Source organism: Thiohalobacter thiocyanaticus (assembly GCF_002356355.1).
Classification (GTDB): Bacteria; Pseudomonadota; Gammaproteobacteria; order Thiohalobacterales; family Thiohalobacteraceae; genus Thiohalobacter; species Thiohalobacter thiocyanaticus_A.
In genome coordinates this window covers 2,352,419-2,364,685 of the sequence record NZ_AP018052.1, presented here as the reverse complement: position 1 = coordinate 2,364,685, position 12,267 = coordinate 2,352,419, and the positions used below count along the sequence as shown (strand labels likewise).

The window sequence follows — 12,267 nt, the reverse complement described above, 5'->3', positions numbered from 1 at the left end:
CGGCCGCGGGCGCAGGATTTGCTAGCATAGGCAGTTCACCCAATGCTACGGACCCGCCATGACGACAAGCCCGACGCCCCTGCCCGCCGCGCAGCTGTGTGCCCTGTGTGATCCGCAGCAGTTCGACTTCCACACCACGGACGACCTGGAGCCGCTCAGCGGTATGGTCGGTCAGACGCGGGCGCTGGAGGCGATCCGCTTCGGCGTGGGCATCGACAACCATGGCTACAACCTGTTCGTGCTGGGCCCGCCCGGCGTGGGCAAGCAGACGGCCGTGCACAATTTCCTGCGCGAAGCGGCCGCTGCCGCGCCGGACCCGCAGGACATCTGCTACGTCAACAATTTCACCGACAGCTACCAGCCGCACCTGATCCGGCTGCCGGCCGGCATGGGCGCGCGCTTTCGTCGCGAGATGCTGCACCTGCTCGAGGAGTTGCGCGGGGCCCTGCCCTCGGCCTTCGAGAGCGAGGAGTACCAGCATGCGCTCAAGCGCATCGAGGACGAGTTCGATCAGCGTGAGCAGCGCGCCATGCGCGAATTCGCCGCGCGCAGCGAGTCGCAGCAGGTCAAGCTGATCCAGCGCCCGGGCGAGTTCACCTTCGCGCCGATCTACGAGGACAGGATCCTCGATGCCGAGGGCTTCTCCAAGCTGCCCAGGGACGAGCAGCAGCGCATCGAGCGCATCATCCGGCGACTGGAACAGGAACTGCAGGACCTGCTGCAGAGCACCCTGCCGCAATGGCGGCGCGAGCGGCGTGAACGCCTGCGCCAGCTCAATTACGAGTTCACCCGCCAGGCCGTGGGCGGCTACATCGATTCCATCCGCAATACCTACAAGAGCTTCCCCGCCATCCAGGCCCACCTGGACGCAGTCGAGCAGGACGTGATCGAGAACGTCGGCCTGTTCCTGCGCCAGGAGGACGGGGGCATGACGCCCGAGGAGTTCATGCACGGGCCGCTCAAGCGCTATGGCGTGAACCTGCTGGTCGAGCACGAGGAGGGGCAGGGCGCGCCGGTGGTCTATGCCGACAATCCCACCTATGGCCAGCTGTTCGGGCGCATCGAGCATGTGGCCCAGATGGGCGCGCTGATGACGGATTTCACCCTCATCCGTGCCGGCGATCTGCACCGGGCCAACGGCGGCTATCTCGTGATCGACGCCCGCCGGCTGCTGCTGCAGCCCTTCGCCTGGGAGACCCTCAAACGGGTGCTGGAGACCCATGAACTGAAGATCGAATCCCTCGGGCAGTCCCTGAACCTGATCAGCACCGTCTCGCTGGAGCCCGAACCGGTGCCGGTGAATCTCAAGATCGTGCTGCTGGGCGACCGGCTGCTGTACTACCTGCTGTATGAATACGATCCCGACTTCGGGGAGCTGTTCAAGGTCGCGGCCGATTTCGAGGACGACATCGAGCGCAGCCCGGAGAACTTTGAGTTGTTCGCGCGGCTGATCGCCACCCTGGCGCGCAAGCACCAGCTGCGGCCGCTCGATCGCGAAGCGGTGGCGGCGATGATCGACTACAGTGCGCGCGAGGCCGCCGATCACGCGCGCCTGTCCATGCACATGCGCAGCATCGCCGATCTGATGCAGGAGGCCGCCTACTTCACCGCCCGGCGCAACGCCGACACCGTCAGCGCCGAGGATGTGCGTACCGCGTTCACTGCCCGCATCGAGCGCGTGGACCGGCTGCGCGACCGCATGCTGGAGGAGATCCGCAAGGGCGTGGTGCATATCGATACCGAGGGCAGCCAGGTGGGCCAGGTCAACGGCCTGACCGTGCTGGAGCCGGGCAACTTCCGTTTCAGCCTGCCGGTGCGCATCACCGCGGTGACCCGCCTGGGCGAGGGCGAGGTGGTGAACATCGAACGCGAGGTCGAGATGAGCGGGCCGATCCATTCCAAGGGCGTGTTCATCCTGTCCAGCTATGTGGGCATGCGCTTTCTGCCGGACCAGCCGCTGTCGCTGACCGCCAGCCTGGCCTTCGAGCAGTCCTACGCCGGCATCGAGGGCGACAGCGCCTCCCTGGCCGAACTGTGCGCACTGCTGTCCTCGCTGGCCCGGCTCGGCCTGCGTCAGGACCTGGCCCTGACCGGCTCGGTGGACCAGTACGGCAACGTCCAGGCCATCGGCGCCGTGAACGAGAAGATCGAGGGCTTCTTCGACCTGTGCCAGGCCCGCGGCCTGACCGGGCGCCAGGGCGTGATCATCCCGGCCAGCAACGTGGCGCACCTGATGCTCAAGCCCGAGGTGGTGGCCGCGGCCGAACGCGGCGAGTTCGCCGTCTATCCGGTCGCGCATGTGGATGCCGCCCTGGAACTGCTCACCGGCCTGCCTGCCGGCACGGCCGATGACAACGGCCTGTTCGCCGAGGGCAGTGTGAACCGCGCTATCCAGGAACGGCTGGCCGAGTTCGTCGCCATCCGCCAGGCCTTCGGCCAGCACAGGGACGAACCCGAGCCGGAGGTGCCCAGCCTCCCCTCCGGGGCCGACAACGACTGATCCCGCGAAAGTCCCTCTTCCCACCGGGGAGAGGGGAAAATGCCTGTACAGCTCCGAATGGCACTTACATAAGCCGGACTTCACTCTCTCCGTCATTCCCGCGAAGGCGGGAATCCAGGGCCTGGGAGGGCAAACAAATGCTGGATCCCCGCCTTCGCGGGGATGACGCAGCTAAAGTAAGTGCCATTCGGTACAGTTGCCGGTTTGCGAGCGCCCCAGTATTGACACCCTGCCACCGCTGGCGTAAAGTTCGCGCTTCGTTTTCGGGGCTATAGCTCAGCTGGGAGAGCGCCTGCATGGCATGCAGGAGGTCGGCGGTTCGATCCCGCCTAGCTCCACCAAATACCACGAGTGGTTTCATGCACCGATTCGGTCGCTTCCTGGCCTGGCTGGGTGCCGTACTGGTCGCGGTCGGACTGATCGGAGGCTTCACCGCCCTGTTCATGGATGCCGACAGTAACGCCGTACGGCTGCTGACCCTGGTTCCACTCGGCTTTGCCGGACTGCTGACGGGGATCGTCATCACCCAGCTGCACCGGCCGGCAGACGGCAACTAGCGCCACCAAGTTCCGTCCCCTTCGTCTAGAGGCCTAGGACACCGCCCTTTCACGGCGGCGACAGGGGTTCGACTCCCCTAGGGGACGCCATACATAGCCTGTTTGTGATCGCAACGCGATAATGAATTTGGCAGCCCAAGCTTTCCGGGTCTAGCTCGATCTTCTCGACTAGGCCCTGGATAAGCTCTTTCCATTTTTCTCTTGGAAGTTCTTCAAAGTTCTTTGATAGGGTTTTCAACACGTTGCGGACCATTTCGTCGGTGACTTGTGACATCATGAGCCGGGCTTGGTGGTCCTTCTCGGTGCGCGCAACTTCCTCTTGAAGTAACTTTCGTTTCGCCTCCAACTCGTTGATTTTACGCATCATGGGCCCTGGATCTTCCAATTGAAGCGCCAGATCGCTTGCTTTGCTGATCTGCGCGGTAAAGGTATTGATTTGCTGGCGCAGGTCCTTGGCCGGGTCATTTTCCACTGCATTGAGCCGCTTTGCCTCTGCTGTCAGGGCGCTCACGAAGGCGTCGGAGTGGATATCCTCCATAAGTTTGCCGGTTACTGCCTCATCCACATCTTTCATCCTCAGCCAGCGTCCCTTTGCCTCTCCCAGTGCTTTCAGCCGGTAATGGCGTTTCCCATCCCCGAGCCAGTCGCGCCCGTCAGGAGCCTTCAGAAGGCCTGTCAGCAGGTAGCTTGAATTGCCGGATTTGGCCTCAGACACAGCCTTGCCAATGAGACCGCTTTCTAGCGCTTCGAGGAGCCTATAGGCCTCGACGGAAGTGATTAGGGCAGGGTGGGTATTTTCCTTTACGACCCACTCACTCCTGGGTTTGCGTTTGGACTTTCCTTTATAGCCGCCAGCAGGGTCCGTCTCGTTACGTACGTTCCACACCGTCGAACCGGCATAGGTCAGAGCTGACCATTCCATATCGATCATACTCGATGCGCTCCAAGGAATGCTCAAGTCGCGAATAACCTTCGCTCGTGGAACTCCTGCCGCCCTGGCCTTCAGATAGCGGGCGATCAGGGGGGCATCTTCAGAGGGTTCTAGAACAGATTTCGTGACCGGGGCTCCATCGCGTATGGTGCCAGTCTCAATGTGTTTCAGCTTGTAGCCGCGTGGCGCTCGCCCTCCGGCGCGATACCCTTGATGCACATTCTCTTTCATTCCGTCTATGCCTTTTTGCTTGGATAGGAGGCTGTGCACGACGGACATTGATTCCATTACCGCATCCAGTACGACCTTCGAGACTGTATCCATTTCGGGGGCCGTAGCAAAAATCACGTCAATACCTTTGCGCCGAGCCTCGTATCTAAAAACAGGTCCGATGAACTGCTCGCGAGATAGGCGCGAATGATCGTGCATCAGGAGTATCGTCCAGTTGCGTCGTGGAGAATCTATGTCTCGCAGCAGCGCTTGGAAACCAGGCCGATGAGCTGACTTCGCAGACTCCACGGCGTCAGTGTATTCGTTGACGATGGTTAGGCCACGCTCGGTTGCAACCTCATTGAGCTTTCGGCGTTGTGCAGCGATCGAAACATCGGACCTATCTTTCGATGATCTTAGATAAATCACCGCATTCTGTTTCGGCTTAGTCATAGATATCCTCATGATGTTCTTCAAGGACGATGGGCAGCAAGACCTTAACGGCTTCTTTGAGTGGAGGGGTTCCTTTTGAAGGTTTCATCCGAATCGTGGGGGATGTTCCTCTCTTGATATTTTGCTCAGACCCATTTCGTCTGGTTTTCTTTTTGGTGGACATGAATCTGCCTCCAGGACGGAGGCCCGCGCCGTTTCATTCGCATATGTCCTGGTTTGTTGACCAACGTATTTACCTCTATGGCATGGGGCCGGTTTAAAGAAAATTTCTCTCTTTTAATAGAGAAAAAATTTTCTTCGGATGACCGTACCCATATAAAAAAACGCAATAACTTTACGTCAACAATGCGCTTGTAGCCTGCTGAAGGCAGTGCGTTATTCCGCCCGGATGGCACTCCAGACTCGTTGAATGACACCATGCCGTATCAGTTCGATTTGCACGTGAGCCAATTGTTTCGTATTGGTGATCTGCACTTCATGCCCCAGTGCGAGGGCTATCTGGCGTTCGATACGCGACGGAACCCGGACTTGATCTGTGTCAGTATCTCGTAGATGCGGTATCACTGGTGGTTGGCTCATGATGGTTCTTGCAGGTCAAAAGACCCTGCCGCAGGGGCAGGGCCTCCTGATATCAGATTCGGTATTTGGTAGCTCGCCTTTGGCGGATATTACGTTGCTGCTGGTGCAGCATTCGATATTCGTGGATTCTTTGAGTCGTCCACTCACTGTGCAGATCCGCGAGTACTTCACGCAGCATTTCTTTGTGCTTCTTCGTATCCTTGACCTGCCCCCAAGATTACTACCACGTCTTTCTTAGTTCAGCCTGCATGGTTGGTTAAGATCGTAACTCTTCAGCTGCCTCAGCCGGGGTCCGGTAGCCGAGCATGGAGTGAGGCCGCTGCTCGTTGTAATCGGTTCGCCACTGCTGGATCACAACCCGGGCATGACTCAGGGTATGGAACCAGTGCTCGTTCAGGCATTCGTCCCGGAATCGACCGTTGAAGCTTTCGATAAACGCATTCTGGGTCGGTTTGCCGGGCTGGATCAGCTTCAGCTGAATGCCATGCTCATAGGCCCATTGGTCCAGTGCCCGGCCGGTAAACTCCGGCCCCTGGTCGGTGCGGATGGCCTTCGGATAGCCTCGAAACCGCGCCGCCTGATCCAGGATGCGGGTGACATACTCGCCCGAGATCCCGAAATCCACCGCCAGATCGATGGCCTCCTTGGTGCAATCGTCGACCACAGTCAGGATCTTGATCCGCCGCCCGTTGGCCAACGCATCCATGACAAAATCCATCGACCAGACCTCGTTGCGCCGCGTCGGCAGCACCAGAGACTCTCGGGGTACCATCACCCCTTTGCGCCGCTTACGACGCTTTACCGCCAGGTTGGCCGCGCTGTAGAGCCGGTAGACGCGCTTGTGGTTGACCTCATGGCCCTCCCGGCGCAACAGCGCATGGATGCGTCGATAGCCGAACCGGCGCCGCTCCTGGGCCAACTCGATGATGCGCGCCTTCAGCGTAGTCGTCTCGGCTGCCTGCCGGGGTTCATAGCGCAACGTGCTGCGGTAGATCCCCGCCAGGGCACAGGCGCGTCGCTCGGAGATGGCGGTCTCGGCCCGCATCACCGCCACGGCCTCTCGCTGTGCCTGCGGGGTCAATACTTTTTTCGCAGCGCGGCCTCCAGCGCCTCCTTGTCGAGCAGCGACTCGGCCAGCAGCTTCTTCAGCCGGGCGTTCTCCTGCTCCAGGCCCTTGAGCCGCTTGGCCTCGGTGACCTCCAGGCCGCCATACTTGGCCCGCCAGGTGTAGAAGGAGGCATCACTGAAGCCGTGCTTGCGGCACAGCTCCTTGACCGGCACCCCGGCCTCGGCCTCCTTCAGAAATCCAATGATCTGCGCTTCGGTAAACCGCTTCTTCTTCATGTCCGCTTTCTCCTCTGAAAACAGACTGTACTAAGTTCACCGTGGTAGTCAAAATGGGGAGCAGGTCATCCTCACGCTGCCCCCAGACGACCAGAATTATCGATATAAGCAGTAGGGCAACCTGAATTACTGGGATACCGACCGTCGCGGCAGTGTCCGCCATGGCATGTAAAGCGGGGGTCGCTGCCGTCGCGCTCAGTCCCAAGCTTAGTCCGTGCCATGAAGGAGGCCGCAAAGGGCCACCAAAATTTGCATTGATAACGTGTGTCATACTAACCTCTTTTCATGTTGCTCCGTTGTCGTTAATGTATGCATAGTGTACAATATGTACACTTCTGTGTCAATAGGAATCCACTGTGGAACTCTCCGAAAAGAGCGAGGACCGCGATATTGAGGGGTGGGCGGATCGTGCCCGCACGATGCTCGACCGGCGTGGCCTCACCTATGATCAAATTGCGTCTGCTCTGGACGTTGCTACTCGCAGCGCGGTGGGGCACTACCTCTCAGGACGGCGCCAACTTTCAGCCATGCAGGCCGTTGCTCTGGCCCAGCGATTAGGATGCAGGGTGGGTTGGCTGCTCACTGGTGAGCAACCTATCGAACCGGTAGAGAATGCAAGCGACACGAATGTCTCGCCCGAGGACCTTCTTGCTCCTCTCAAGGCGCTTCCTGCGGACACGTTCAGCGCCGTAGCGAATCTGGTGTTGTCGGTTTCCAGTGCTTCGCACTACCAAGGTGCTGTCCGGAAATCTAAACAGCAGAAGAAAAGTGAGAGCTGAAGGGAAGAGCTAGTCTTATTGCCCATCCATCCATACGGACGCTCGATCCGACAAATTGTAAGAACTCCCCACCCAAACGGGTGGGGAGAATGGGCTGGCCAAACCCAAATCAAAAAATAGCCACGTGCAGTTTGTCCTCCTTTCCACGCTACGGTTGAACACAATTGTTGAGATGCCGGGTACCACCCCGACATACGTTCCAGATCTGCGGCACCATCCGTTCAGCTAGAACGCGCTCACACACCACATGGGGTTCCACCCCCAGTCTCTTTTCACGTACGCTGAGTGTTTTCGACACCGGGATACCACTCCCGACTGGCTTTGCCTCCCTCACGGCTTCGACTGAATCGCCTATGAGGTTTATTGTCTACTCACACTCGCTCCCGGCCGTAGAACTCCCACAGTACCACCCGTGGTTCGTCGTTCCGTAGGCCTTCCCGCGTTAGCACACAAACGTCGATTTCTAGCCAGCACCTCATGTTCATGACGTGGTGTTTTCCACCTGGCCTGTCGGTTTTCGGGGGGCAGAGATTCCAAAGCGCCTCCCTTACCGGCATGAACACTTCCGGTTTCAGTCATCCAGCCACTACAGGGCTGGCACTGGCATCGTCCTCTTACCCGACAGCGACCTCTGCGGCCGCCGTTACTGGCTTGAGCTATTCAGCGATCCACCCAGGTTGCCCCAGGTGGTACCAGCCGTTCCAGGTTTCCCCTAACGGCCTCACTGCCTTTCGAACAGTGCGTGCAGCCTACCAGTCGGGACCGAGTTGTACCCTTTCGAGCACCCCTCGGTGGGGATTTTCAGCCCACTTCGTCTGCGGCAGGATTCCGCCGGTTTCAGGAACATTCGTCCATCCGCCATTGGTCCGTTTCCGCGTCGCCCAATCTCACCAAAGGTGCGGATTGGGTCGAACAGGGCATTGCAGCCCTGAGCGCCCGTTGCAGCGCAGCGAGCGGAATTACCCGCACTGCGCTACGGCGTACGTTCGGCCGGGATCGGTAGGTCCAGGCCTGGTCAGTTGGTTAAGCTGACCGCGACGCTCTCGCGTCAGAGACAGTGGTGTCGGGGGCTGGTGAGGCCCCCATGTGGTGGTGAGCCCGGCCCCCGGTTTGTGTGCGTCGTGCGACGTCCACATACCAGTGTCCTGTCTATTAATAGCGAATGTAGGGGTCCCATGAGACCCCTACATTGGAATCTCCTGTAGTTTCTTATGAATTCATCCCCGATGAATTCATAAGAAGTTTTTGCATCAATAACTTAGCGCTGATGTACCACCTGCGCTCAACATTACATCCTCGATGCGCCTCCCTGATTCCTATATGTACCAGTCCCATGACGGAGAGATTGGTATGTATGACCCTCAGATTTACCTTCACAAGTCGATTGTGATGCAGCGCCTCCTCGACGCCGTGTGCCGGGGTTATGTGCGGCACACTGCCGGTGTCGTCCCCGCACACAAAGCGCCGCGCCTGGCAGAGAAGTTCGCGCAGTGCTACTCCGTTCACCGAAATGCGAATCAAAGGGCGTACGCCCGCCGTAAGGGGCAAGCCAACGCGAGGTTGTTTATTCTGGTCAACTCCGAGGCGCCTACGCAGCTGCTCTGGTGGCTTCTCGCAACAGAGGGGGAGGGGGCGGTACATGGGCTGGAACGACTCAGGCATGCCCGGAATGCCCGAGGACGGGTGCGGGTCGGCGATGACTATGAACTCATCCGTCGTACTCGTAGACGTGACAAAGGCGGTGGCGCAGTCTGGAGTTGGCGTATGACCCGCGAATGCTACAGCCAGTGGCGCGAGCGCATCATCCAGGCTAGTCGAAGATCTGTGTCAACAGAGATTAACCGGGCGGTACGCTCCCTGTACCGTACCCCAGGATATTCGGGTGTCCGTGACCAAGTGGGCAAACTGATCGCCCTGGCACGCAGCGAATGGCGCCGCCGTCACGGAAACGCTGATGCGTTGATGCTGGCACCCAAGCTCGGATACGTAGACCGGCTCCCGGACAGCACGGTGCTGCTAAGCGATTGGTGTCGGGGGATGAGTGATACCTGAATATGTCACTTCATGCAGATTTTTCCCCTATACCCCTTACCCCGATGGTTACCATCGGAGTAAACCCTTTACGTAACGAGAAGAGATCGACCATGCCGAGATCAGGAATCAAACTCGATGATGTTAAATCCGCAGTATCGGAATTGGAAAGAAGAGGCGAGGCTGTTACGCAGCTGGCTGTACGTCAGGCCCTTGGAGATACCGGGTCCTTAACAACGATAGGTGCTCATCTACGTACTCTGCGTGAGGGGCGAGCCGAAGTGCAGGGCCCACCTCGCCAAATTCCCTCCGAGCTAACGCAGGCCATGGAGCAGAGCGTAACAAGCCTTTGGACTCGGGCGCAGGAACTCGCACGCGCGGATATTGAGGCGATCCGTCAGGCAGCCCAAGGTCGAGTGGAAGCCGCCGAGAAGGAGCTGGAGGCGTTGAGCGCGGCCTTTGACAAGCAGCAGGATCATGTTGATCAAATGCAGACTGCCCTGGATCAGCTCTCTGTGCAACTCCGATCGGCCGAACAGGTGCGTGCTGCTCTGGAGGCAGAAAACACAAGCCTCAAGCATATCAACGAGTCGCTGTTTGGGAGACTCGACAGTCACACGCATGCAGTGGAAACCCTAATGTCCAAAGTAAGTCGAGAAGTGACTTCAAGTGACCTCGAAGAGTCTTCCTGAGATTCGCATGGGGTTTATATCGATACGTAATATGTAATACGTATTGTCAAGGCAATCGTATTGCAAAACTCAACACAATCGATCATCAGATTACTCTCAAGGAAAAAAGATCTAAATGTGTGTCATGTTTCGGTTCGATTGTACCTATACCATATACCACTAACTAACGAATAGGAGAAACAGTATGAACTGTGATGACACTGAATTTTCAATTCAGGTAAAAGAACTACATCAGTCGCTCGTCGAAAGAGAGCTGGCACGTCTAGGGTATGATCCCAGCGATATATGGGTTGATTGGGATATGCACCAAGACGGTATCCCATATATTTTCGGCTTTTTTGGGGCGATTTATAATTTGGGGGAATTGGTTAAGCGGCATATACCTGAAGATGAAGTGGAGATGCTCATAAAGTACATCAGTATGCGGGGACTTTACCTGTTTCGTGGCGACATGGATATCCGGTTTGAAATCGAATCGGATGGAGTGTCGGGATATGGATTTGATCCCAATATGTTGCGCAGTGAGTATTTATTGAGGAAATTCCATGCGAGCATTACCTATGAGATAAATGTCCTTGCAGAGGAACTGTCGAAAAAAGTATTTCTCATGGAATTAGACGAGATGATGCCCGTCAAAAAGTTGCAGTAAGGGTGTGGTCCGCTGAGCAGGCGCTTTTCTCGAATCGCTACGCAATCGTATAAGTGCCGTGCTGGAAGGTTGCGGATTACTACAGGGTATGTTCCTCGCGCCCCCCATGTCGCAATAGAACCGTGGCCGGGATTGCGGTTGTCGCTGGTGCCTGCGTGCAAAAGGGGCGTGAGGATAGCCTAGCTATCCCGATGATATTATCGGATATTACATACTCTGGTAAGGTGTCAGCACTCTATAAACTATTTTTAGCCAAGCAAGAGCGTTAATTGCCTTGATGGTATAAGTCTGTCGCCGTCTTTAATTGTTGTTGATTTTAGTCTCCTATTTCCTTCGGGAGAAAAGATTTCAATTTCTTTCAGCTCTGCCAATGATGCAATAGCTTGTTTGTATCTTGTGCTGTCTGCGGGTGAAGAGTTGCACGTTGTGGCGAAAAGTTCACCAAAGGAAATTCCTTCATCATGGGAAAAGACATGATGCGGGATTTGTTCCATGAGCATGGCTATCGATCTATCCTGTGCTGGGTCATCGAAACAGAATCCAAGCTCGAGCTGATTAGAGATGCTGCTGTCTGATGCCGGGTCATAGCCGAGCACATGATACATGTCTAAACCAGGGCCTCCATAATGTATAAAGTGATTATTTACTGACCAATGGACAGTAGTCATTACATCTCTAGCTCGGTGGTGTTGTGAGAGGTGGACAAGCCAATATACCCCATGGCCTTCTGTTCTAATAAAAAATGTTGTGTAGTATCTGGCTCCGCATGATTGGACTAGCTGTTGATGTAAGCAGCTTTGGATGTAAAGTCGGAAATCCTTCTCTTTGCTCTTGATGTCGTCTATTGAGCGCCCTTTCAGGGCGTCAGGAATCTCAGCTTTTTCGAGTAAATTCTTTGTTACGGGGTTGTCTGAGGCATAATTGATAAAAGAGTCGACATTGAAAGTAAGGATGATTTCGGCAGAAGGTAATGTCTTCAGTATGTTTCTGATAAGCGATGTAGGAACATCGGTATAGCCGTATTGGTCAAGAAGAAATATTGATCGACCATTTTTTGGGTTCTTCTTGCGAATGAATTCGGTGACAGGTTTGACTTGTTCTGCAAAGGAGCCGTTGATAAGTTTTATATCTTTATCAATCCTATCCTTGTACCCCTCGTGTTTTAGTGTGTTCTCCAAAAGAGAGAATGCGCCTTTGTCCTTTTCTATAAAAAAGAAGTCGATATTCATCCTGAGCGGTTTGTGGCGATCTTTATTGAGCAGGAAATCCGCCTCTTTTGCAGCTCCAAGGAAAACAAATGGAGAGCCGTATACGATCTCACGTGTTAGCGAATGTGTATAAAGGCCGCCACCGGCGAAACCGTCGACAATTGTCAGTTTGAGTTCTTCTTGCTGATGCGAGGGTGCAAGAGTTCGGAAATAAGCGCTAAGGTACGAGCGGAGGACTTCATGTTTGGCGGTACTGTGCTGATGAATTTCCGGTAAGGGGCCGTTTGGGGTGAAATTATAGTGTGCTCTCGGCATTTTCTGGTCCTTTGTTATT

10 protein-coding genes, 2 tRNA genes and 1 pseudogene are annotated in these 12,267 nt (G+C 56.3%); 9 read left to right on the top strand and 4 right to left on the bottom strand.

Annotation, left to right across the window (positions count from 1 at the left end; translation table 11 throughout):
* Positions 1–58 precede the first annotated feature (58 nt).
* The 5 genes from CFK21_RS10985 to CFK21_RS15415 all read left to right on the top strand — a co-directional run bounded on the left by CFK21_RS10985 (position 59) and on the right by CFK21_RS15415 (position 3,748).
* Positions 59–2,500 (top strand): Lon protease family protein, encoded by a 2,442-nt coding sequence (locus CFK21_RS10985; RefSeq protein WP_096366695.1) that lies wholly within the window; start codon positions 59–61, stop codon positions 2,498–2,500.
* 265 nt (positions 2,501–2,765) lie between these two features.
* Positions 2,766–2,841: transfer RNA gene (locus tag CFK21_RS10980), tRNA-Ala, on the top strand.
* Positions 2,842–2,859: 18 nt separating this feature from the next.
* Complete coding sequence (locus CFK21_RS10975; protein WP_096366694.1) at positions 2,860–3,057, top strand: hypothetical protein; 198 nt, start codon at positions 2,860–2,862, stop codon at positions 3,055–3,057.
* A 14-nt stretch (positions 3,058–3,071) separates the two neighbouring features.
* Positions 3,072–3,147, top strand: a tRNA-Glu gene (locus CFK21_RS10970).
* A 295-nt stretch (positions 3,148–3,442) separates the two neighbouring features.
* Positions 3,443–3,748: a hypothetical protein gene (locus tag CFK21_RS15415; RefSeq protein WP_157745624.1), complete on the top strand. Its 306-nt coding sequence runs from the start codon at positions 3,443–3,445 to the stop codon at positions 3,746–3,748.
* A 111-nt stretch (positions 3,749–3,859) separates the two neighbouring features.
* On the opposite strand, the pseudogene CFK21_RS15660 reads toward CFK21_RS15415, so the two are convergent.
* Together CFK21_RS15660 and CFK21_RS15275 are read right to left on the bottom strand one after the other, a co-directional pair.
* A pseudogene (locus CFK21_RS15660) lies at positions 3,860–4,651 on the bottom strand (recombinase family protein); the annotation flags it as partial.
* Positions 4,644–4,814 carry a hypothetical protein gene (locus tag CFK21_RS15275; RefSeq protein ID WP_157745622.1) on the bottom strand — a complete coding sequence of 57 codons (171 nt, stop codon included), beginning with the start codon at positions 4,812–4,814 and terminating at the stop codon, positions 4,644–4,646. The pseudogene CFK21_RS15660 and the gene CFK21_RS15275, both read right to left, overlap by 8 nt.
* Before the next feature lie 414 nt (positions 4,815–5,228).
* On the opposite strand from CFK21_RS15275, the gene CFK21_RS15270 reads away from it, so the two are divergent.
* Positions 5,229–5,468 carry a hypothetical protein gene (locus CFK21_RS15270; RefSeq protein ID WP_157745620.1) on the top strand — a complete coding sequence of 80 codons (240 nt, stop codon included), beginning with the start codon at positions 5,229–5,231 and terminating at the stop codon, positions 5,466–5,468.
* An 18-nt stretch (positions 5,469–5,486) separates the two neighbouring features.
* On the opposite strand, the gene CFK21_RS10960 is transcribed toward CFK21_RS15270, so the two are convergent.
* A protein-coding gene (locus tag CFK21_RS10960; protein ID WP_369801203.1) for an IS3 family transposase occupies positions 5,487–6,574 on the bottom strand; the annotation gives its coding sequence in 2 pieces (ribosomal slippage) (positions 5,487–6,325 and positions 6,325–6,574; 1,089 coding nt in all).
* 356 nt (positions 6,575–6,930) lie between these two features.
* Between CFK21_RS10960 and CFK21_RS10955 the strand changes: the two genes are divergently transcribed.
* From CFK21_RS10955 to CFK21_RS10940, 3 genes are all read left to right on the top strand, one after another.
* Positions 6,931–7,353 (top strand): helix-turn-helix domain-containing protein, encoded by a 423-nt coding sequence (locus CFK21_RS10955; RefSeq protein WP_096366692.1) that lies wholly within the window; start codon positions 6,931–6,933, stop codon positions 7,351–7,353.
* A gap of 2,054 nt (positions 7,354–9,407) precedes the next feature.
* Positions 9,408–10,076 carry a DNA-binding protein gene (locus tag CFK21_RS10945; protein WP_096366690.1) on the top strand — a complete coding sequence of 223 codons (669 nt, stop codon included), beginning with the start codon at positions 9,408–9,410 and terminating at the stop codon, positions 10,074–10,076.
* A 184-nt stretch (positions 10,077–10,260) separates the two neighbouring features.
* A complete protein-coding gene (locus tag CFK21_RS10940; RefSeq protein ID WP_157745618.1) occupies positions 10,261–10,725 on the top strand; it encodes a hypothetical protein in 465 nt (154 codons plus the stop codon).
* A gap of 248 nt (positions 10,726–10,973) precedes the next feature.
* On the opposite strand, the gene CFK21_RS10935 is transcribed toward CFK21_RS10940, so the two are convergent.
* Positions 10,974–12,248, bottom strand: coding sequence for a three-Cys-motif partner protein TcmP (locus tag CFK21_RS10935; RefSeq protein WP_096366688.1), 1,275 nt, complete (start codon positions 12,246–12,248; stop codon positions 10,974–10,976).
* Between the last annotated feature and the right edge of the window lie 19 nt (positions 12,249–12,267).